Here is a 20338-nt window from a genome sequence, read left to right as displayed (position 1 = left end):
CTACCCGTCGGCGGGCAACGGAGCGGTGAGCATCGCGGTGCCCATGGCGACCAGGTTGCGGATGAACCGCTCCGTGGGCAGCGTCTCCCGGCCGGTGGGCGGGAGCTCCGCGGCGCGGGCGCGGTCGGCGACGGCGCGCATGACGCAGCCGGTGACGAGCGCGAGCCGCTCGTTCTCCAGCGCCAGGTCCATCGCCATCGGCCGCAGCCGGTCGCGCAGCAGCGCGAACAGCTCGTAGCCGCCGGTGCGCGCCATCGCGGCCTGCACCTCCGGTCCGAGCGGCGTGATGTCCTGCTGCACCAGTTCGCCGACGATGACGATGTAGCAGCGGCCGCTCCAGCCCATCTCGGAGACCTCGGTGACCGGTCGGACCAGCGCCTCGAGGACCGAGGCGAGGTCGTCGTCGGGTCGGCTGCGGGCGGTCTCGATCAGCTCGATCTCGCGCCGACCGACGTCGTCGGCGTGCTGCTCGAGGACCGCCGCGATCATCCCCTCGCGGCTGCCGAAGTGGTAGTGCACGGCCCCACGGTTGCGCTGGCCGGCCTGCCGCGTGATCTCCAGCAGGGACGCGTTGTGCACGCCGTGCTCGGCGAAGGCACGCAGCGCCGCGTCGACGAGGCGCTGGCGGGTGCCGGGAGCGGGTGTCTCCATGGGAGTCGGTCAGATCCTCGGGACGATCCGGCCGAGCAGGTCGCCCATGCGGGTCGCGGCGGCACGGCCGGCCTCGAGGACCTCCTCGTGGTTGAGCGGCTCGCCGGTGATGCCGGCGGCGAGGTTGGTGACCAGGCTGATGCCGAGCACCTCCATGCCGGCCTCGCGGGCGGCGATCGCCTCGAGCGTCGTGCTCATCCCGACGAGGTGGCCGCCGATGGCGCGGGCCATGCCGATCTCGGCCGGGGTCTCGTAGTGGGGGCCGGGGAACTGCACGTAGACGCCCTCGTCGAGGGTCGGGTCCACCTCGCGGCACATCGCGCGCAGCCGGCTGGAGTAGAGGTCGGTGAGGTCGACGAAGTTCGCGCCGACGATCGGGGAGCGGCCGGTCAGGTTGATGTGGTCGGAGATGAGGACCGGGGTGCCCGGGGTCCAGGTCTCCTTCAGGCCGCCGCAGCCGTTGGTGAGCACGACGGTCGAGCAGCCGGCGGCGGCGGCGGTGCGTACGCCGTGCACGACGGCGGCCACGCCGCGGCCCTCGTAGTAGTGGGTGCGGGAGAGGAACGCCAGGACGTTCTTGTCACCCACCTTCAGCGAGCGGATCTTGCCGGAGTGGCCGGCGACGGCCGCGGCGCTGAAGCCGGGGAGGTCGGTCGTGGCGATCTCGGCGACCGCGCCGCCGAGGGCGTCGACGGCGGGCAGCCAGCCCGAGCCGAGGACCAGCGCGAGGTCGTGGCGCTCGACGCCGGTGAGGTCGGCGAGCCGGGCCGCGGCCTCCTGCGCGAGCGCGTAGGGGTCGCTCTCGTACGGCTCGGTGCTGGACATCGGGGGCTGCTGGTCGCTCACGCGGGAACTGTAGGTCAGACCCCGCCGCGGACCAGAGTTCGGAGGATCGGCGTCCTGGAGGTCAGAGTCCCGTGGAGCGGCAGGGCCGGCGGCGCAGGGCCGCGACGTAGTCGGCCGGGGCGTCGGCCGCCTCGGCGGCGTCGGCCAGCACCCCGAGGTACGACGCGGAGGGCAGGCCGCCCTCGTAGGCGTCGAGCACGTAGGTCCACACGACGACCTCGCCGTCCATCGTGGACACCCGGACCTTGGTCTTGCGGTAGAGGCCGGAGTCGGCGGCCTCCCAGCCGTCGAGGTGCTTCTCGTCCTCGCGGGTGATGTCGTAGACCGCGACGAAGACCTGCTCGAAGGGGTCCTGCACGATCGTCGAGAGCGCGCCGTCCCAGCCGTGCTCCTCGCCGCCGAACGTCAGCCGCCACCCCGTGAGCCACCCGGTCGTGCGCATCGGCGAGTGCGGGCAGCGCTCGCCCATCCGGGCGGGATCGAGGTTGGTCCCGTAGGCGGCGTAAAGCGTCACGACGGCAGGGTAGTGGCCGCGGCCCGACCGGTTCGGGGTGACGTGCGCGACAGACGTAGGCTGGCCGCTGTGACGAACCACTTCGATGTCCTCGTCCTCGGTGCCGGTCCCGGGGGCTACGTCGCGGCGATCCGCGCCGCCCAGCTCGGCAAGTCGGTGGCCGTGGTGGAGGAGAAGTACTGGGGCGGTGTCTGCCTCAACGTCGGGTGCATCCCGTCCAAGGCGCTGCTGAAGAACGCCGAGCTCGCGCACGTGCTCGCGCACGAGAAGGACAAGTTCGGCATCGAGGGCGACGCCACCATGTCGTTCGGGCCGACCCACAAGCGCAGCCGCCAGGTCTCGGCCGGCATCGTCAAGGGCGTCCACTTCCTCATGAAGAAGAATAAGATCACCGAGATCGACGGCTGGGGCACCCTCACCGGGCCCACCTCGCTCGACGTGACCAAGGACGGCGAGACCACGTCGTACACCTGCGACGACCTGATCATCGCCACCGGCGCCCGCACCCGGCTGATCCCGGGCACCGAGCTCTCCGAGCGCGTCGTGACCTACGAGGAGCAGATCCTCACCGACGAGCTGCCCGGCTCGATCATCATCGCCGGCTCCGGCGCGATCGGCGTCGAGTTCGCCTACGTCATGAAGAACTTCGGCGTCGACGTCACGATCGTGGAGTTCCTCGACCGGATGGTGCCGACCGAGGACGCCGACGTGTCCAAGGAGCTGCTCAAGCACTACAAGAAGCTCGGCGTGAAGGTCCTGCTGTCGACCAAGGTCGAGGGCATCGACGACTCCGGCGACACAGTCAAGGTCACCGTCTCCAAGGACGGCGAGCAGCAGGTGCTCGAGGCCGACAAGGTGCTGCAGGCGATCGGCTTCCAGCCGCGCACCGAGGGCTACGGCCTCGAGGCCGCCGGGGTGGAGCTCACCGACCGCGGCGCGATCGCCGTCGACGGCCGCGGCCGCACCAACGTCGACCACGTGTACGCCATCGGCGACGTCACCGGGAAGATGATGCTCGCCCACGCCGCCGAGGCGATGGGCATCGTCGCCGCAGAGACGATCGCCGGCGCGGAGACGATGGAGATCGACTTCGACATGATCCCGCGGGCGACGTACTGCCAGCCCCAGATCGGGTCCTTCGGCTACAGCGAGCAGCAGGCCAAGGACAAGGGGTACGACGTCAAGACGGCCACCTTCCCGTTCTCGGCCAACGGCAAGGCGCAGGGCCTCGGCGACGCGGTCGGCTTCGTCAAGGTCGTCGCGGACGCCGAGCACAACGAGATCCTCGGCGCCCACATGATCGGGCCGGACGTCACCGAGCAGCTGCCGGTGCTCACGCTCGCGCAGCAGTGGGACCTCACCGCCGACGAGGTCTCGCGCAACGTCTTCGCCCACCCGACGCTGTCCGAGGCCGTCAAGGAAGCCGTCCACGGCATCTCCGGCCACATGATCAACTTCTGATGGCCACTGATCGCGTCGTCATCGTCGGGGGTGGCCCCGGCGGGTACGAAGCCGCCCACGTCGCCGCCCAGCTCGGCGCCGAGGTCACGATCGTCGACACCGACGGGGTCGGCGGCTCGGCCGTGCTCACCGACTGCGTGCCGAGCAAGACGCTCATCGCGACCGCGGAGGTCATGGACGAGCTGGCCGGCGCGGCCGAGCTCGGCGTGATCTTCACCGACACCGAGGGCGACGCCGCGGAGACCATCCGCGTCGACCTCGCGCGGGTCAACGCGCGGGTCAAGGGGCTCGCGGCCGACCAGTCCGCCGACATCGCGCGGCGGCTGGCCAAGGACGGCGTCCAGGTCGTCGAGGCGCGCGGCCGGCTCGACGGGCCCGGCCGGGTCGTGGCGACCGCGGCCGACGGCTCGGAGCAGACCCTCGAGGCCGACGCCGTGCTGATCGCCACGGGTGCCGCGCCGCGGACGCTGCCGACCGCGCAGCCCGACGGCGAGCGGATCCTCACCTGGGAGCAGGTCTACGACCTCACCGAGGTGCCGACCGAGCTGATCGTCGTGGGGTCGGGGGTCACCGGCGCGGAGTTCGCCAGCGCCTACCTCAACCTCGGCATCCCGGTCACGCTCGTCTCCTCGCGCGACCGGGTGCTGCCCGGCGAGGACGCCGACGCCGCCACCGTGCTCGAGGACGTGCTGCGGCGCCGCGGCATGACCGTGCTGTCGAAGTCGCGGATGGAGTCGGTCACCCGCTCCGGCGACGTCGTCACCGTGACCCTGACCGACGGCCGCACCGTCCAGGGCTCGCACTGCATCCTCGCGCTCGGCTCGGTGCCGAACACCGCCGACATGGGGCTCGAGGAGGCCGGCGTCATCCTCAAGGACGGCGGCTTCGTCAACGTCGACCGCGTCTCGCGGACCTCCGCCCGCGGCGTCTACTCCGCCGGCGACTGCACCGGCGTCCTCATGCTCGCGTCGGTCGCCGCGATGCAGGGCCGGATCGCGATGTGGCACTTCCTCGGCGACGCCGTGCACCCGCTCGACCTGAAGAAGGTCTCCTCCAACGTCTTCACCTCCCCGGAGATCGCAACGGTCGGGTGGTCCCAGCAGGCCGTCGACGCTGGCGAGATGCAGGCCGAGGTCGTCACGCTGCCGATGTCGGGCAACCCGCGCGCGAAGATGCAGGGCGTCCGCGACGGCTTCGTGAAGCTGTTGTGCCGCCCCGGCACCGGCATCGTCGTCGGCGGGGTCGTCGTCGGTCCGCGCGCCAGCGAGCTGATCCACCCGGTCTCCGTCGCCGTCGCCGAGTCGCTCACCGCCGACCAGCTCGCGCAGGCGTTCACGGTCTACCCGTCGATGTCCGGCTCGATCGCCGAGGCCGCGCGGAGGCTGCACCACTTCTGAGGTCCTGCCTCCTGGCTCCTGCTTCCTGGTTCCGGGCGTCAGCGCAGGTCGCGGAGGAGCCCCTCCATCCGCGTGATCTCGGCGGACTGGCCGGCCTGCACGTCGAGTGCGAGCTCGGCGACCCGCTGGCTCGCGCCGGTGCGGCGTACGTCGGCGGCCATCGTGACCGCGCCGGCGTGGTGGTCGACCATCCGCTCGAGGAAGAGCCGGTCGAAGTCCGCGCCCTCCGCCCCGGCGAGCTCGGCCAGCTGGGCGGTGGTCAGCATCCCCTGCATCGCGTGGTGACCGTGCGCGGCGTGGTCGTACTTCCCCGGGTCCTCGCCCGGCTCCGGCACGTCGACGCCGAGCTCGGCCAGCAGTGAGGCGAGGACGAGCACCTCGGGCGCCTGCGCCGCCGCGATCCGCGCCGCCAGCGCGAGCACCCGCCCGTCCTCGGCCCGGCCGGGCGCCAGCGCGGCCATCTCGAGGGCCTGGCGGTGGTGGGGGAGCATCATCTGCACGAACGCGATGTCGTCGTGGTTCCACCGCTGCTCCGCCGCCTCGACCACCGTCGACGTCGGCTCGCCCGGCCGTCCCGGCTGGACCTCGGTGACGTCGGCGGCGGCGCTGCTCGTCGCGCCTCCCCCGGGGCTCGGGCTCGGCGCGGGGCCGGTGGTCCCGGCGTCCCCGGTGGTGGAGCAGGCGCTGAGGACGAGCACGGCGGCCAGTGTCGCCAGGGTGCTCGTCGTCCTCATGGGGAGTAGGAGACCACGGTCAGCCTGAACCGCCCCGGGATGTCCGGAGACTTCATTAGTTGGAGGATGAAGTCATGGCAATTCCCAGTAAGTACCCCAGGGAGCTGCGTGAGCGGGCCGGAGGACCCCGTCCGCAAGCGCCGTAACCTCGGCGGCTCGGAGGGGTTGCAGGGGCAACCCCCGAGGAAGGTCCACGGATGTCGGTGCTCAGTCGTCTCGGTCGTACGCCGCTCGCTGCCGTGGCGGCGGGAGGCACGTTGGTCGCGGGGCTGGCGCTCGCGCAGGGGTCGGCCAGCGGTGAGGTGGTGCCGGGGGCATGCACGCCCGAGCAGGCGAAGCGGATGCAGGCGGCGGGGGACAACTTCGCCGAGGCGTGCCGGCTTCCGGGCCAGCTGCTGTCGGGGATGGACCGGGTGGAGCCAGCGGCGGCGGCCGGCGACGTGGACCGGTCCCGGACCATGCGACTGGTGGCCAACCTGCCGCGGAGCGGGCGGTTCGCGGGGGAGGAGGCCTACGGGACCGACCTGGCGTTCAAGGGGAGGTACGCGTTCGGCGGCAACTACGAGGGCTTCACGGTCTACGACATCCGTCGGCCCGCGAAGCCGCGCAAGGTCGCGCAGGTGGTCTGCCCCGGCGCGCAGAACGACATCTCCGTCCACCGCAACCTGCTCGTGCTCAGCGTCGACACGAGCCGCAGCGACGACTCCTGCCGCAGCGAGCCCGCCCCCGCGACGCGGCGGAGCAGCTGGGAGGGCATCCGCGTCTTCGACATCAGCCGGCCCGCGAGGCCGCGGTACGTCGCCGCGGTGGAGACCGACTGCGGCTCCCACACGCACACCCTGGCGCCGAGCCGCGACGGCCGCGACCTCTTCGTCTACGTCTCCTCCTACGACGTCAGCGCGGACCACCCCGACTGCAGGCCGCCGCACGACTCGATCAGCATCGTCAAGGTGCCGGTGAGGAAGCCGGCGCGGGCGCGCGTCGTCGCGCAGCCGGTGCTGTTCCCCGGCGGCGGCAACCCGGGCACGGTCAACCCGCTCGGCCCCAGCGAGACGACCGGCTGCCACGACGTCACGGCGTACCCCGCCAAGGACCTCGCGGCCGGCGCCTGCATGGGCGACGGCGTCCTGCTCGACATCCGCGACCGGGCGCGGCCGAAGGTGCTGCACCGGGTGCGCGACGACCGGAGCTTCGCGTTCTGGCACTCGGCGACGTTCAACAACGCCGGCACGAAGGTGGTCTTCACCGACGAGCTCGGCGGCGGCTCCGCGCCGACCTGCAACCCGCTGCTCGGCGGCCGCCGCGGGGCGGACGGCATCTACGACGTCGTGGGACGCAAGCTCGTGTTCCGCAGCTACTTCAAGATCCCGCGCAGCCAGTCGCTGACCGAGAACTGCGTCGCCCACAACGGCTCGCTGGTGCCGGTGAAGGGCCGCGACATCATGGTGCAGGCGTGGTACCAGGGCGGTACGTCGGTCTTCGACTTCACCGACTCGCGCAACCCCCGGGAGATCGCCCACTTCGACCGTGGCGCGATCAGCGCGACCGAGCTCGTGCTCGGCGGGTCGTGGTCGTCGTACTGGTACAACGGCCACGTCTACAGCCACGACATCACCCGCGGCCTCGACGTGTTCCGGATCGACGCGCCGTGGGCGCGCCGGGCCGCGAAGGTGCGGATGGGGACGTTCAACGCGCAGTCCCAGCCGTCGTACAACGGCTGACGGTGCTCGACCGGTCCACCCTGCACGTGTCCTGACCTGGGAAAACTACAGATCTGTAGTTCTCGCGTTCCGTTGCGGGACTGGTGTGACCAGTGGTGCGATCGGTGCGTGCGTCCCTCCTCCCTCCTGGCCGCGTGCGGACTCGTGCTGGCCTCGCTCGTGCCGGCCGGTGCCTCCGCCACGCCGACCCCGTCCGCCGGCCCCGTCCAGGCGAAGGACGCGCCCGCGAAAGCCCGGACGGCGAAGGCCGCGCCCGACACCTGGGCGGTGCCGCGGACGGCGCAGGTGACGATCCAGGGCCGCGGCTTCGGCCACGGCCACGGGATGTCGCAGCACGGCGCGGAGGGCGCGGCTCGGCAGGGGCTGACCGAGCGCCAGATCGTCGAGTTCTACTACCCCGGCACGACCTGGGGGACCGCCAAGGGCCGCGTGAGCGTGGCGATCTCGGCCGACACCGACGCCCAGCTCGTCGTGCGGCCGCGACCCCGGCTGACCGTCGCCGACTCCGCCGGCGGCGGCCGCGTCCGGCTGCCCGACAACGGCGCGAAGCAGTGGCGCATCGCCGCCGCGCCCACCGGCGCGTGGCGCGTCTCCTACCGCACCGACCGGTGGCGGCGGTGGCGCGACCTGGGCGGCACGGGGGAGCTGTACGCCGGCGGCAAGCCGATCACGCTGGTCACCCCGACCGGCGAGAAGCCCTACCGCGGCCGGTTGCGCGCGGTCCGGGTCGGCGCCGACGTGGTGACCGTCAACGACCTCACGCTCGAGAGCTACCTCAAGGGCGTCGTGCCGCTGGAGATCCCCGCGCTCTGGAGCCCGGCCGCGGTCCGGGCGCAGTCGATCGCGGCGCGCACCTACGCGGCGTACGAGCGCGCCCACCCGCGCTCGGCGTCCTACCAGCTCTGCGACACCACCTCCTGCCAGGTCTACGGCGGCGTCGCCGCCGAGCACCCGGCCTCCAACGCCGCCATCGACGCGACGAAGGGCCAGGTGCTGACCGCAGGCGGCGAGCCGGCGTTCACGCAGTTCTCGTCCAGCAGCGGCGGGTGGACCTCGGCGGGCTCGGTGCCGTACCTCGCCGCCCAGAAGGACCCGTACGACGGCTGGGCCGGCAACACCGTGCACCGCTGGCGCACCACGGTCGACGACACCCGGCTCGAGCGCGCGTGGCCCGCGGTCGGCGACCTCCGGCGGATCGCCGTGACCGCCCGCGACGGCCACGGCCAGTGGGGCGGGCGCGTGCGCACGCTGCGGCTGACCGGCTCCCGCGGGTCGGTGACGGTCACCGGCGACGCGTTCCGGTGGGCGCTCGGCCTGCGCTCGACCTACCTCACCCTCGGGGTCGCCGCGCGCTGAGCGGCCGGCGCGGGGGAGGATGCCGCGTGCTTTCTCCCGCTTCTCCCGCCTCCTCGGTCTCGTCCGTCGCCGAGGTCGAGCGGCTGCTCGACCGGATCGCCACCGTCGACCCGCTGATCCGCTCGATCTGCACGCTCGCGCCCGACGCGCTGGAGCAGGCGCGGGCGCTCGACGCCGAGGCCGCGGCCGGTCGCGTTCGCGGGCCCCTCCACGGCCGGGCGGTGCTGGTCAAGGACAACATCGACACCGCCGACCTCCCCACCACGGCCGGCTCGCTCGCGCTGGCCGGGCAGCCGCACCCCGCGGCCGACGCGCCGATCGTGCAGCGGCTCCGCGAGGCCGGGATGGTCGTGCTCGGCAAGACCAACCTCTCGGAGTGGGCCAACATCCGTGACGCGGCCTCGACGTCGGGCTGGAGCGCGTATGGCGGGCTGACCCGGAACCCGTACGCCCTCGACCGGTCCGCCGGGGGGTCGTCCTCGGGCAGCGGCGCCGCGGTGGCGGCCGGCCTGGCGGCGTACGCCGTCGGCACGGAGACCGACGGGTCGATCGCCTGCCCGGCGGCGTACAACGGCTGTGTCGGGTTCAAGCCCACCGTCGGCCTCGTGCCCACCGACGGCGTGGTGCCGATCGCCGCCTCGCAGGACGCGCCCGGCCCGATGGCGGCCAGCGTCCGCGACGCCGCGGCGCTGCTGTCGGTGCTGGCCGGCAACGGGGTCGACCACGCCGCCCACGCCGTCGACGGTCGACTCGCGGGCAAGCGGGTGGGGGTGCCGCGCGGTCCGTACTGGGGCTGGTCGGACGCTGCCGACGCCGCTGCCGAGCGCGCCATCGCCGCCCTGTCGGCCGCCGGCGCGGTCGTCGTCGACGGCACCGACCTGCCGGAGCTGCCCGACACGATCTGGGAGGACGAGCTGCTCGTGCTCCTCGCCGAGCTGCGCACCGGCCTCGCGGCGTACCTCTCCCACCGCCCCGGCGACGGCCCTCGCACCCTCGAGGACGTCGTTGCCTTCAACCGCGAGCACGCCGACGTCGAGCTCGAGCACTTCGGGCAGGGCCTCCTCGAGCAGGCGCTGGCGGGCCCCGGCACCGACTCCGAGGAGTGCGCCGCCGCGCGGGCGCGGTGCGTCGCCGCCGCGCGCGAGGGCGGCATCGACCGGGTCCTGCGCGAGCACGACCTCGACGCTCTGGTGACCCCGTCCTACGACCGCGCGCACCGGGTCAGGCTCCAGGGGCCCGAGGACCTGGTCGGCTCGTGCAGCGGCGTGCCGGCGATGGCGGGCTACCCGCTGCTCACCGTGCCGACCGAGGTCGTCGACGGGCTGCCGGTCGCCGTGTCGTTCTGGGGCACCGCCGGCAGCGAGACCACGCTCGTCGAGGTCGCCCAGGGCTACGAGTCGGTCCGCGACCCGCTCCCGCCGCCGACCTTCGCGGAGACCGTCGGCTGAGTCGGGCCCGGCTCGGGGTCCCGAGCCTGGCTCGGGTCCCGGGCGTCGACGATCGTTCAATTGCGCGGTTGTGGACGTGGGGAAGCGCTTCCACCCCGCAACTCCCGCGCAATTGCGCGGTTGTCGACGCGGCCCGGGCGGGTCAGCGGGCGGGTCAGCGGCGGGCGGCGAGGAGCGGGCGGAGGGCGAGGCCGGCGACGAGCGCCCAGAAGGCGGAGCCGACGCCGAGGACGGTGATGCCGGAGGCGGCGACGAGGAAGCAGACGGCGGCGGCCTCGCGACCGTCCTCCTCGGCGAGCGCGCCGGCCAGCGAGGAGGCGAGGGTGCCGACGAGGGCGAGGCCGGCAGCCGCCTGGACGACGTCGCCGGGAGCGGCGACGACCACCGCGGTCAGGGCGGAGGCGAGGGCGGCGAGGACGAGGTAGGTGACGGCCGCCGAGGTGCTGGCGACCCAGCGGCGGGCCCGGTCCGCCCCGGCGAGCGGTCCGGCAGCCATGGCCGCGGTGATGGCGGCGAGGTTGACGGCGTGGCCGCCGAACGGGGCCGAGAGCAGCGTCCCCAGGCCGGTGACGGTCATCGACTCGCGCCACGGGACGGCGTACCCGTGGCTGGCCATGACGGCGACGCCGGGGACGTTCTGCGACGCCATCGTCACGACGTACAGCGGCAGCGCGATCGACACGAGCGCGGGCACGGTCCAGGTCGGCGTCGTCCAGGCCAGGGTCGGCAGCAGGGCGTCGACGTCGACGTCCGAGCGGGCCTCGACCAGGACCACGGCCAGCGCGACGGCGAGCGAGGCCGGCACCGCCCAGCGGGGGAAGAGCAGCAGCCCGAGCACCCAGGTCAGCACGACCGGGCCGACCAGCGCGGGGGAGTCGGCGAGGCCGGTCACCGGCGCCAGGCACAGCGGCAGCAGGACGCCGGCCAGCATGGCGCGCGCGAGCGAGGTGGGGATGCGGCCGACGAGGTCGCCGAGCCACGGCACCAGGCCGGTCAGCCCGATGAGCAGCGCGGTGACGACGAACGCGCCGACCGCGGCCGGCCAGCCACCCTCGACGACGCCGGTGGAGACCAGCAGCGCGGCGCCCGGGGTGGACCAGGCGAGCGTCAGCGGCGTGCGGTGTCGCAGCCCCAGCCACAGCATCCCGAGCGCCTGGGCCACGCACAGCGCGACCAGCCCGGAGGCCGCTTCCGACGCCGACGCCCCGACGGCGGCGAGGCCGGCGAGGACGACGACGAACGAGCTGCTGAACCCGACGACCGCCGTCACGACGCCGGCCGCGACCGGGTGGCCGTCGGGTGCGGCCACCCGCCGCCCCGGCGCGGGGGCCGCCGACCGCACCGGCTACTCCGCCAGGACGAGGACCAGGTCGCCGCCCTCGACGGCCTGGGTGCCGCCGAGCGCGACCCGCTCGACCCGCCCGGCGACGGGTGCGGTGATCGAGGCCTCCATCTTCATCGCCTCGATCGTCGCGACCGTCTCGCCCGCGGCCACCGAGTCGCCCTCGGAGACGACGACCGTGACGACCCCGCCGAACGGCGCGGCGACGTGGCCGGCCTTCGAGGTGTCCGCCTTCTCGGCCGCGGCGACGTCGGAGGAGACCGCGCGGTCGCGCACCGAGATCGGGCGCAGCTGGCCGTTGATGGTCGCCATGACCGTGCGGAAGCCGCGCTCGTCGGGCTCGCTGATCGCCTGGAGGCCGAGGATCAGCCGGATGCCCTCGGCCAGGTCGACCTCGTGCTCGGTGCCGGTGCGCAGGCCGTAGAGGTACTCGACGGTCGGCAGCACCGAGAGGTCGCCGTATCGCTCCCGCTTCTCCAGGAACTCCTTGGTCGGGCCGGGGAAGAGCAGCTCGTTGAGCGCCCGCTGCCGGCGCGGGCCGGAGGCCTCGAGGTCGGCGCGCTGGTCGTCGGTGAGGTCCTGGTCGGGCGCCTGCCACGACCGGCCCTCGAGCGCCTTGGTCCGGAACGGCTCGGGCCATCCGCCGGGCGGGTCGCCCAGCTCGCCGTTGAGGAAGCCGATGACGGAGTCGGGGACGTCGAAGCGGCCCGGGTCGTCGGCGAACTCCGCCGGGTCCGCGCCGATGCCGACGAGCGAGAGGGCGAGGTCGCCGATCACCTTCGACGACGGCGTCACCTTCGGGACGTTGCCGAGGATGTCGTTCGCGGCGGCGTACATGTCCTCGACCTGCTCGAACTTCTCGCCGAGGCCGAGCGCGATCGCCTGCTGGCGCAGGTTGGAGAGCTGCCCGCCGGGGATCTCGTGGCGGTAGACCCGGCCGGTCGGCGAGGCGAGGCCGGACTCGAACGGCGCGTAGACGCGGCGGGTCGCCTCCCAGTAGGGCTCGAGCGCGTTGACCGCCGCGAGCGACAGCCCGGTCTCGCGCTCAGAGTGGTCGGTCGCGGCCACGAGCGCCGAGAGCGGCGGCTGCGAGGTCGTGCCGGCCATCGAGGACGTCGCCGCGTCGACGGCGTCCACCCCGGCCTCGATCGCCGCGCTCAGCGTCGCGAGCTGGCCGCCGGTCGTGTCGTGCGTGTGCAGGTGCACCGGCAGGTCGAACCGCTCGCGCAGCGCGGTCACGAGCGTGCGTGCCGCGGGTGCGCGCAGCAGGCCGGCCATGTCCTTGATCGCCAGCACGTGCGCGCCGGCGTCGACGATCCGCTCGGCGAGCCGCAGGTAGTAGTCGAGCGTGTAGAGCTGCTCGCCCGGGTCGGAGAGGTCGCCGGTGTAGCACAGCGCCACCTCGGCGACGGTCGTCCCGGTCGCGCGGACCGCCTCGATCGCCGGGCGCATCTGCTCGACGTCGTTGAGCGCGTCGAAGATCCGGAACACGTCGATGCCGGTCGCGGCCGCCTCCTCGACGAAGGCGTCGGTGACGGCGGTGGGGTACGGCGTGTAGCCGACCGTGTTGCGACCGCGCAGCAGCATCTGCAGGCAGATGTTCGGCACGGCCTGGCGCAGCTGGGCCAGCCGCTCCCACGGGTCCTCGGCGAGGAAGCGCAGCGCCACGTCGTACGTCGCGCCGCCCCAGGCCTCCAGCGACCACAGCTCCGGCGTCGTGCGCGCGACGTGCGGGGCGACCGTGAGCAGGTCGCGGGTGCGCACGCGGGTCGCGAGCAGCGACTGGTGGGCGTCGCGGAAGGTCGTGTCGGTGACCGCCACCCGGTCCTGCTCGCGCAGCCGCCGGGCGAACTCCTCCGGCCCGACCGAGAGCAGCAGCTGTCGGGTGCCGTCGGGCGCGGGCACGTCGAGGTTGGTGTCGGGGAGCTTGCTGGCCGGGTCGACGGAGACCTTCGCCTCGCCGTGCGGCTGGTTGACCGTGACGTCGGCGAGGTACGACAGCAGCTTGCTGCCCCGGTCGCCGCTGCCGCGCGCGCGGAGCAGCTGCGGGTGGGTCTCGATGAACGACGTGGTGACGTTGCCCGCGGCGAAGTCGGGGTCGTCGAGGACGGCCTGGAGGAACGGGATGTTCGTCGAGACGCCCCGGATGCGGAACTCCGCGACCGCCCGCCGCGCCTTCTCCACCGCCTTGTCGAAGGTCCGGCCGCGGCAGGTCAGCTTGGCGAGCATCGAGTCGAAGTGCGCGGAGACCTCGGCGCCGGTGTAGACCGTGCCGCCGTCGAGGCGGATGCCGCCGCCGCCGGGGGAGCGGTACGTCGTGATGACGCCCGTGTCGGGCCGGAACCCGTTCGCGGGGTCCTCGGTGGTGATCCGGCACTGGAGCGCGGCCCCGCGCAGCACCACGCCCTCCTGGGAGAGGCCGAGGTCGGCCAGGGTCTCGCCGGAGGCGATCCGCAGCTGCGACTGCACCAGGTCGACGTCGGTGACCTCCTCGGTCACGGTGTGCTCGACCTGGATCCGCGGGTTCATCTCGATGAACACGTAGTTGCCGGCCGGGTCCAGCAGGAACTCGACGGTGCCGGCGTTGCGGTAGCCGATCTCCTGGGCGAAGCGCACCGCGTCGGCGCAGATCCTCATCCGCAGCTCCGGGTCGAGGTTGGGTGCGGGGGCGATCTCGACGACCTTCTGGTGGCGGCGCTGCACCGAGCAGTCGCGCTCGTAGAGGTGGATGACGTTGCCCTCGCCGTCGGCGAGGATCTGCACCTCGATGTGGCGCGGGTCGACGACCGCCTGCTCGATGAAGACCGTCGGGTCGCCGAAGGCGGCCTCGGCCTCGCGCATGCAGGTCTCGACGGCCTCGCGCAGGTGCTGGTGGTCCGGCCCGGGCTCGTCGACCTTGCGCATGCCGCGCCCGCCGCCGCCGGCGACGGCCTTGACGAACAGCGGGTAAGGCATCTCCGAGGCCGACGCGACCAGCGCGTCGACGTCGGTGGAGGGCTCGACGCTGGCCAGCGTGGGCACGCCGGCGGCCTTGGCGGCCGCGATCGCTCGGGCCTTGTTGCCGGTCAGCTCCAGCACCTCGGCGCTCGGGCCGATGAAGGTGATGCCGGCCTCGGCGCACGCCTCCGCCAGCGCGGGGTTCTCCGAGAGGAAGCCGTAGCCGGGGTAGACCGCGTCCGCGCCGGCGCGCACCGCCGTGGCCACGATCGCCGCGGGGTCGAGGTAGGCCCGCACGGGGTGGCCGCGCTCGCCGATCTCGTAGGCCTCGTCGGCCTTCAGCCGGTGCTCGGACCAGCGGTCCTCGTAAGGGAAGACCGCCACCGTCCGCGCGCCGACCTCGTACGCCGCCCGGAACGCTCGGACCGCGATCTCGCCGCGGTTGGCCACCAGCACCTTGGAGAACATGGCGGACAGGCTAGGGGCCAGCCGCCGGACGCGCGGTGACGCAGGCCACCCGCGAGACGTACCTGCGAGTAGCGACCGGTGACGGGCCGGCCCGCACCGGGGTCGTGTGCCTGACGACGCGCACGACCGCGTCCCTGGGCACACGACCGGGACGGCCGGGCCACACTGCCTCCGGCGGCAGGGAGCCGGCGTCCTACCGGTCCGGTGCTCGGAGCGGGCGGTTGCGGAAGCGGCGGCTGGTGGCCACCCGCACGACCCCGAGGAGCAGCCAGAACCCCAGCACGATCGGCGCGGCGAAGAACGCGCCGGCAGCGAGCCCGCCGCCCAGCCCGCCGTAGTAGTCGTCCTGGGCGACGAGCGGGTCCTCGGGCAGCTGCTCGAGCCACTCGGGGATGCGGAGCGCGGCGTCGCCGAGGTACGTCGGCTCCACCTCGGCGTCGCCCCCGCCCTCGGTCCAGCGGTCGACCGTCCAGCCGGGCGTGACCTGGGTGGTGCTGTTCTCCGGGCCCTGCCAGAGCACGAGGAGGGCCGGTTCCCCGAGCTGGTGGAGCACCTGCTCGGCGGACTGGACGTAGTGGTCGTAGCCGGCGAACCAGCTGTTCTTCCAGACCAGGACGTACGCCGGCAGGTCCCGCTCGGCGATGAGCTCGGCGATCGCTCGCTCGTCCGCCTCGGCGAGCATCCCGCGTCCGTCGTCGGTGACGTGGACGTGGTCGTCGCGCAGGCCCTCGACGGCCGCGAGGACGCGGTCGCCGGCGGCGTACTCGCGGTCCGCGCTGCTGTCCAGGCGCGCGTCGACCACGAGGGCCGCTCCGGTCCCGAGCACCACCGCGGCGACCGCGCACGTGATCCGGTTCAGCCCCTTCACCGCGTCTCCCTCAGGTCGGCCGCGACGTGCTGCCAGAGGTCGTCGACGAACGCGCCGTAGCCGGTGCGGGCCCAGACCGTGTCGAGCTCGTACCACGGCCGCTCCCGGCCGAGCAGGCCGCTGCGCACCCCCATCGGCTCCAGCGCAGCGTCGGTGGCGCGGCCGCAGGCGCGGCAGGCGGGGACCGTCAGCTCCGTGCCGCCGACCGGGACGGCGCGTCGCTGCGTGCCCTCGCCGTGGCGCGGGTCGAAGAAGCAGGGCCGGTACGGCGCCCGGGGCTCACCGCCGCGCTTCGACCGGCTACGCGAGCCGGCCGCGGCGGTGGCGATCCGCACCAGCACCAGCGCCCCGAGGAGGTCGTCGAGGTCGGCGTCGTCGGTGCCGGTCCGCTCGAGCAGCGAGCGCGCGGTGTCGTACGAGCCGTCGACGAGCTGCCGCCGGTCCGGCTCGACCCGCCGGTCCGCGGTGCGGTCGAGGAGACGTGCCAGCGACGCCAGCTCCGCCTCGGCCGTCTCCCGCACCTGCGCCGGACCGGGCAGCGGCGTGCTCGGCGTAGCCGCCGACCGGCCGCGCTGTCCGGGCCGTCCGGGCCGTCCGGGCCGTCCGCGGGCGCCCGCGGGCGCGGTCTCGCGCCAGCGAGCGAGGGTGCGCAGCAGCAGGTAGGCGCAGCCGCCGACCGCGAGGAAGGCCAGCGCGGTGCCCATGGCGTAGGTCCCCTGCGTGGGCACCTCGTAGTCCAGGTCCCACTCCGGCGGGTCGCGGTAGATCGTCTGCTCGGCGTAGGAGCCGAACTCCTCCTCCGACATCCCTCCTCCGGAGTCGAGGATCTCCAGCGCCCGCGCGACCGACCCGCCCGGGGACAGGGCCGCGTCGGCGCCACCTCCCTGCCACACCTCCACGCTGATCTGCGAGACGAGGAAGGCGTCCGGCACGTCGCCGTGGGAGACGATCGTCAGGCCGAAGCTCGCCGGATCGGTCTGGACGAGGTAGACGCCGTCCCCGCCGATCCGCTCGTGCAGCCGACCGGCCAGGTCGCGGCCGGGGTCGTTGGCCGCGAGCCCGTCGGGGCCGGGCGCGAGCACGACGTACGCCGGGAAGTCGACGCCCGCCACGACGTCGGTGAGCGCCGCGTCGACGTCCTCGGTGCGCCCGTTGCCGAACATCGGGTCGACCTGCACGGGATCCTCGTGCAGGGCGTCCGCGAGCTCGTCGACGAACGCGTCGACCGGGTCCGCGGCCGGTGGGTCGGCCGGGGCGTCGGCCGGGCTCACCGGCGGCCTCCTCGGTGCAGCCGCCGGACGAGGTCGGGCTCGAGCGCGCCGAAGCCGGTCGAGGCCCAGGGCTCGCGATCGGTCTCGAAGTAGTGCTCGGGGCGGCCGCGGACGACGACGTCGAGGATGTCGGGTCGTCGACCGGCCTCGAGGTCGCGGCGGCACGTGGCGCAGATCGGCGCGTCAACCCGGCGACTGGCGTGCTCGAGCGCGTGGTCGCGGGTGGCGCGACCGTGGAGGGGGTTGAGGAAGCACCGGGTCGACGGGGTGAACGTGCGTCCGCGGCGGGCGGCCGCGAGCGCCTCCTCGCCGCGCCCGGCGAGCACGACCGCGCCGACGGCGTCGAGCGGGTCCATGTCGGCGGTCGGGTCGTCCGGCAGGAGGCGACCTGCGGCGTCGTAGTGGTCGAGCGTGGCCGTCCACGCGGCGGCATCCGACCCGTCGAGGTCGGCGGCGTCGATGCGCTCGCCGAGCGCGAGCACGGCGGCGCGGGCTCGGCGCGCCAGGTCGGCGTCGCCGGCCTCACGGACGCGGTCGAGCACCGAGTCGGGCAGCGTGAAGGCGCGCGTGCTCGCCCGGTCGCGAAGCCGGCGGACGAGTGCCCTCGTTCCGAGCACCGCTCCGAGCAGCAGCGTCAGGAGGATCACCCCGCCGAGGACGGCGTCACCGGTGTCGTTCTCGTCGGCGTACGGCGTCGTCGTGCCGGTGGTGCCGCCGGACTGCCCGTTCCCGTCGGCCGCGTCCGCCTCGCGGGCGGCCTGCTGGGCGTCGCGCGCCTCGTCGGCGACCGCGGCGAGGTCGCCGGAGGCCAGCGCCTCCGCAACCGTCACGAGCCCGTCGCCGAGCGTCGGCGGTCGACCGTCGGTGCCGCCGCCCGACAGGACGGCGTCCACGTCGCGCACGACGTCGGTGTTGCCCTGCACCGGCCCCCACTGCTGCAGCGCGACGTTGACCTGCCGGTCGTCGGGGAGCGTCGCGTGGTACGCCGGCCCGTCGAGGTCCCACACGTTGTTGACGCCGATGTAGAGGCCCTCGGGGCCGCCGGCGTCGTGCACCCGGACGAGCAGGTCGTCGCCGGCGGTGATGCCGTCCTCCGCCGGCTGCACGAGCACGAGGTGGACGGGGAGGTCGCCGGCGCGGACGGCCTGCTCGAAGGCCTCGAGCTGCTTGTCGCTGAGCCAGGTCTGCGTCCCCGGACCGAGGTGCACACCGGTGCTGGTCAGGTCCTCGACGATGGCGTCGACGTCGGCCACTGCGCGCTCCTCCCGGTCGCCGGGCGATCGTAGAGGAACGGCTCGACCAGGGCGGGGGACGCCCGGGCCGCGAGAGCGAGCGCGTCGGCCTCCGGGACGTCGAGCACGGCGACCGCCTGTCGGCCGCCGGCGGTGGTGGCCACCAGCGTGACGAGACCGGCGCGGCGCTGGAACCAGGTGGCGCGGATGTTCCAGCCGATGACGGCGCCGACGGCCAGCACGTGGCGGCGGCGGTAGAGGCTGCCGTAGCGGCTCACGACGTACCCGTCGACCAGGGCGTGCCCGAGCCCCCGCGCGCGGTCGGCGGCAAGCGCGGCCGCGACCAGGGGAGCGGCGACGGCCGGCAGCCACCACCACGCCGACCCGGTCGCGAGCGGCAGGCAGGCGGCGGTGACCAGGAGGGCCGGCAGCAGCGCGCGCGTCCACCGCCGGCGGGTGGCGGCGGGCCCGTGCGGGCGGAGGGGTACGTCGACGGGCCCGGCGGCGCCGAGCACCGCCCGCGCGGCCGACCCGACCACGGCCCGGGGCGCCGGGGGCACGAGCACCGACGAGGACTCCTGTCCGTCGCCGAGGCCGGTGACGATCGCCGCGAGCCGGCCGCCCCCGGCGAGGCGAAGGCCGAGCGGCTCGCCGAGCGTCACGCCCGCCAGCCGGGCGTCGTCGAGGCTGGTCTCCCGGGTGGTGAGCAACCCGCGGCGCAGGTGCCAGGCGCGGTCGGCGTGGCCGAGGGTGAAGCCCCAGTTGGCGACCAGGTAGCCCGTCACCGCCAGCACGCTCGTCGCGACCGCGAGGCCGACCAGCGCGCCGGCGCCGGCCAGGAGCACCGGCACGCCCGCGACGCGTTCCGCCCAGGAGCCGGCGTCGACCCGGCGGAACCCGCCGAGCGCGTCGAGCAGCTGCACCGTGCCGCCGACGAGGCCGGCCACGATGACGAGACCGGTGGAGGTGAGCGGCGCGAACCGGGCCCAGGTCGGGTCGAAGGTCAGGACCGGGGGAGCGGCCGGGACCGGGCCGCGCCCGGGGTCGTCGGGGTTGTCCGGGTCGTGCGGGCCGGAGGGCTCGTCCGGGTCGTCGGGGCGGGCGGCGCGCGCGGCCCGCAGCAGGTCCTCGCGGAGCCGGCGGGCGTCCGCGGCGGGCAGGCCGTCGAGGTCGAGCCGCTCGTCCCCGTCGGTCGACGCGGTCCCGGTGCCGACGCGGACGGTGACCAGGCCGAGCAGGCGGTGCACGGGCGAGGCGGTCAGGTCGACGGTGCGGACCCGGTCGACCGGCGTCGAGAGCACGTGCCGCTCGAGCAGCCCCCGGCGCAGCTCGACCCGGCCGCCGCCGACCCGGTAGCTGGTCGTCCAGTAGCGCAGCAGGCCCACCACGACCGGGATCACCAGGCCGAGCAGCTGCCAGCCGCGCGCGCCCGACGCCGTACCCGCGACCAGGAGGCCGAGCAGGACCGGCAGCAGCCGCACGGTCTCCTGCACCGGGTGGACGAGGAGCATCCGGGGGTCCAGGCGCTGCCAGTCCCCGGGGCCGTGCGGGTCCTGCGGCTCGGTCACGTGGCGTCGCCCTCGACCGCGTCGGCCCGGGCGGTCAGCTCGGCGACCAGGGCGACCGCCTGCCGACGGTCCAGGCCGTCGATCTCCAGGGCTCCGGCGGCCGAGGCCGTCGTGACCGTCACGGTCGCCAGCCCGAAGAGCCGGGCGACCGCACCCTCGGCGCGGTCGACGGTCTGGATCCGGGAGAGCGGCGCGATCCGCTGCTCGCGCGCCCACCACCCGGTCTGGGTGTGCACGGCGGTCTCGGTGACCTCCCAGCGATGGACGGCGTAGCGCCACTGCGGCACCACCGCGACCCACCCGAGCACCGCGGCCACCGCGGCGACCACCATCCACCAGCGCACGTCGACCGCGTCGACGGCGAGGCCGACCAGCAGGAGCACGACGATCGTCACCGCGCCCTCCACCAACGCGGTCACCTGCCACATCAGCCGAGCCCGCGGGCTCACCCGGTGGCGCGGCTCGCGCAGCAGGGGCGAGGTCGTCGGCGCGTCGGTCACGTGGCCACGCTAGCCACGCCCCGC

16 protein-coding genes are annotated in these 20338 nt (G+C 74.4%); 5 read left to right on the top strand and 11 right to left on the bottom strand.

Features of this window, described 5'->3' with window-relative positions; translation table 11 throughout:
* The 3 genes from H7344_RS11875 to H7344_RS11865 form a co-directional block, all read right to left on the bottom strand.
* A complete protein-coding gene (locus H7344_RS11875) occupies nucleotides 1-651 on the bottom strand; it encodes a TetR/AcrR family transcriptional regulator (RefSeq protein WP_186346242.1) in 651 nt (216 codons plus the stop codon).
* 9 nt (nucleotides 652-660) lie between these two features.
* Nucleotides 661-1476 carry a purine-nucleoside phosphorylase gene (locus H7344_RS11870; RefSeq protein ID WP_186346433.1) on the bottom strand — a complete coding sequence of 272 codons (816 nt, stop codon included), beginning with the start codon at nucleotides 1474-1476 and terminating at the stop codon, nucleotides 661-663.
* Nucleotides 1477-1558: 82 nt separating this feature from the next.
* On the bottom strand, nucleotides 1559-2011 hold the full coding sequence (locus H7344_RS11865; RefSeq protein WP_166195796.1) for a gamma-glutamylcyclotransferase: 453 nt from the start codon (nucleotides 2009-2011) through the stop codon (nucleotides 1559-1561).
* A gap of 69 nt (nucleotides 2012-2080) precedes the next feature.
* Here H7344_RS11865 and lpdA point away from each other — a divergent pair, with 69 nt between their 5' ends.
* The gene (gene lpdA / locus H7344_RS11860; RefSeq protein WP_186346241.1) at nucleotides 2081-3472 is read left to right on the top strand and encodes a dihydrolipoyl dehydrogenase; all 1392 of its coding nucleotides are present in this window, start codon (nucleotides 2081-2083) and stop codon (nucleotides 3470-3472) included.
* A complete protein-coding gene (locus H7344_RS11855; protein WP_186346240.1) occupies nucleotides 3472-4869 on the top strand; it encodes an NAD(P)H-quinone dehydrogenase in 1398 nt (465 codons plus the stop codon). The genes lpdA and H7344_RS11855 overlap by 1 nt, the downstream gene beginning before the upstream one ends.
* 38 nt (nucleotides 4870-4907) lie before the next feature.
* Here H7344_RS11855 and H7344_RS11850 read toward each other — a convergent pair whose 3' ends face one another.
* On the bottom strand, nucleotides 4908-5603 hold the full coding sequence (locus tag H7344_RS11850) for a DUF305 domain-containing protein (protein ID WP_186346239.1): 696 nt from the start codon (nucleotides 5601-5603) through the stop codon (nucleotides 4908-4910).
* Between the two features lie 197 nt (nucleotides 5604-5800).
* Here H7344_RS11850 and H7344_RS11845 point away from each other — a divergent pair, with 197 nt between their 5' ends.
* The 3 genes from H7344_RS11845 (at nucleotide 5801) to H7344_RS11835 (ending at nucleotide 10128) form a co-directional block, all read left to right on the top strand.
* Nucleotides 5801-7324: an LVIVD repeat-containing protein gene (locus tag H7344_RS11845; RefSeq protein ID WP_186346238.1), complete on the top strand. Its 1524-nt coding sequence runs from the start codon at nucleotides 5801-5803 to the stop codon at nucleotides 7322-7324.
* A gap of 108 nt (nucleotides 7325-7432) precedes the next feature.
* Nucleotides 7433-8680: a SpoIID/LytB domain-containing protein gene (locus tag H7344_RS11840; RefSeq protein ID WP_186346237.1), complete on the top strand. Its 1248-nt coding sequence runs from the start codon at nucleotides 7433-7435 to the stop codon at nucleotides 8678-8680.
* Nucleotides 8681-8706: 26 nt separating this feature from the next.
* Nucleotides 8707-10128, top strand: coding sequence for an amidase family protein (locus tag H7344_RS11835; RefSeq protein ID WP_186346236.1), 1422 nt, complete (start codon nucleotides 8707-8709; stop codon nucleotides 10126-10128).
* Nucleotides 10129-10282: 154 nt separating this feature from the next.
* On the opposite strand, the gene H7344_RS11830 is transcribed toward H7344_RS11835, so the two are convergent.
* The 7 genes from H7344_RS11830 to H7344_RS11800 form a co-directional block, all read right to left on the bottom strand.
* The gene (locus tag H7344_RS11830; RefSeq protein ID WP_229707093.1) at nucleotides 10283-11437 is read right to left on the bottom strand and encodes a benzoate/H(+) symporter BenE family transporter; all 1155 of its coding nucleotides are present in this window, start codon (nucleotides 11435-11437) and stop codon (nucleotides 10283-10285) included.
* A gap of 36 nt (nucleotides 11438-11473) precedes the next feature.
* Nucleotides 11474-14875 (bottom strand): pyruvate carboxylase, encoded by a 3402-nt coding sequence (locus H7344_RS11825; protein WP_186346234.1) that lies wholly within the window; start codon nucleotides 14873-14875, stop codon nucleotides 11474-11476.
* A 193-nt stretch (nucleotides 14876-15068) separates the two neighbouring features.
* Nucleotides 15069-15743, bottom strand: coding sequence for a hypothetical protein (locus tag H7344_RS11820; RefSeq protein WP_186346233.1), 675 nt, complete (start codon nucleotides 15741-15743; stop codon nucleotides 15069-15071).
* Complete coding sequence (locus tag H7344_RS11815; RefSeq protein ID WP_186346232.1) at nucleotides 15740-17014, bottom strand: hypothetical protein; 1275 nt, start codon at nucleotides 17012-17014, stop codon at nucleotides 15740-15742. Before H7344_RS11815 ends, H7344_RS11820 begins: the two co-directional genes overlap by 4 nt.
* The gene (locus H7344_RS11810; RefSeq protein WP_186346231.1) at nucleotides 17011-18267 is read right to left on the bottom strand and encodes a hypothetical protein; all 1257 of its coding nucleotides are present in this window, start codon (nucleotides 18265-18267) and stop codon (nucleotides 17011-17013) included. The genes H7344_RS11815 and H7344_RS11810 overlap by 4 nt, the downstream gene beginning before the upstream one ends.
* Complete coding sequence (locus tag H7344_RS11805; protein ID WP_186346230.1) at nucleotides 18234-19814, bottom strand: PH domain-containing protein; 1581 nt, start codon at nucleotides 19812-19814, stop codon at nucleotides 18234-18236. The genes H7344_RS11810 and H7344_RS11805 overlap by 34 nt, the downstream gene beginning before the upstream one ends.
* A complete protein-coding gene (locus tag H7344_RS11800) occupies nucleotides 19811-20314 on the bottom strand; it encodes a PH domain-containing protein (RefSeq protein WP_229707092.1) in 504 nt (167 codons plus the stop codon). Before H7344_RS11800 ends, H7344_RS11805 begins: the two co-directional genes overlap by 4 nt.
* Nucleotides 20315-20338: the final 24 nt, after the last annotated feature.

It is taken from the genome of Nocardioides deserti (assembly GCF_014266025.1).
Taxonomy (GTDB): domain Bacteria; phylum Actinomycetota; class Actinomycetes; order Propionibacteriales; family Nocardioidaceae; genus Nocardioides; species Nocardioides deserti.
The sequence above is the reverse complement of the archived record's forward strand: the minus strand, read 5'-3'. Positions and strand labels throughout refer to the sequence as shown.

Bases quoted from the DNA above. Each gene is read 5' to 3' on its own strand.
- H7344_RS11875 (WP_186346242.1), bottom strand. From the start codon at position 651: ATGGAGACACCCGCTCCCGGCACCCGCCAGCGCCTCGTCGACGCGGCG.
- H7344_RS11870 (WP_186346433.1), bottom strand. From the start codon at position 1,476: ATGTCCAGCACCGAGCCGTACGAGAGCGACCCCTACGCGCTCGCGCAG.
- H7344_RS11855 (WP_186346240.1), top strand. From the start codon at position 3,472: ATGGCCACTGATCGCGTCGTCATCGTCGGGGGTGGCCCCGGCGGGTAC.
- H7344_RS11850 (WP_186346239.1), bottom strand. From the start codon at position 5,603: ATGAGGACGACGAGCACCCTGGCGACACTGGCCGCCGTGCTCGTCCTC.
- H7344_RS11845 (WP_186346238.1), top strand. From the start codon at position 5,801: ATGTCGGTGCTCAGTCGTCTCGGTCGTACGCCGCTCGCTGCCGTGGCG.
- H7344_RS11825 (WP_186346234.1), bottom strand. From the start codon at position 14,875: ATGTTCTCCAAGGTGCTGGTGGCCAACCGCGGCGAGATCGCGGTCCGA.